This is a genomic window from Pseudomonas sp. 30_B (genome assembly GCF_017491605.1).
GTDB lineage: Bacteria > Pseudomonadota > Gammaproteobacteria > Pseudomonadales > Pseudomonadaceae > Pseudomonas.
Genome location: NZ_JAFGYY010000079.1, coordinates 1 through 728, shown reverse-complemented (window position 1 = coordinate 728; position 728 = coordinate 1). Strand labels below are relative to the sequence as shown.

Annotated in this window: 1 protein-coding gene; it reads right to left on the bottom strand. The window is 51.1% G+C overall.

Features of this window, described 5'->3' with window-relative positions; genetic code table 11:
* A partial coding sequence (locus J5M67_RS27290; RefSeq protein ID WP_207888527.1) for a glycosyltransferase occupies positions 1–604 on the bottom strand: 604 nt, incomplete at its 3' end.
* Positions 605–728: the final 124 nt, after the last annotated feature.

Here is a 728-nt window from a genome sequence, read left to right as displayed (position 1 = left end):
GGCTACTACTGAGCGCCTTGTATTTCTTCGCAAGCGGCCGAAACAGCCTGGAAGATACAATATCCTTGACTAATTCTTTAGGAGAATCAATTTCACTATAGATCGGCGAGACTGTATTATGAATGACAACCGCGCGATCCTCGATTTCAGGGAATATCTTCAGGAGATCATTTCTAGTGGCAGCCGAGACACAAGCGAAGTACGCCCCCGAACGAACGTTGCGGGCAAGCGCATCATAGTGCGCGCCATGATTGAAAGCTCGATCCTTGATCGTATGCGGAAGAAAAATCGGTATCGCATCATGATACCGAACAATGAGCTTGGTATTTCTCGACAAGACGCCGGGAAACGGCGTCTGCGAAATAAATACGTCGAAATCTCGTGTTTCGATTTTCTTGAACCGTTTGACCCGCAACAGCCCCGACAGCGAGATCTTGAGACGATGCAACGTCGCCATCGCAAGCGGCAATACACGGTACTGCGCAGCCAGAACGTGGGGGCGGTCGTCGACCGGGAGCGTTTTCGCGAAGAAACGTCGCCAAACGAAATCTTCAAATTCTACCGGGGCGAAAAACCCAAGCTTTTCGGAAAGACCGGCGATCACGGATGCCCGCAGCGAAATGCCTCGCATTACGATACTAATTGCACGCGAAATTGCTCAGGCGACTCCCCGGCGGCCGTCATCGGTAAAACTGTATATTATACAAATCTGACGCTGCCGACGAAGC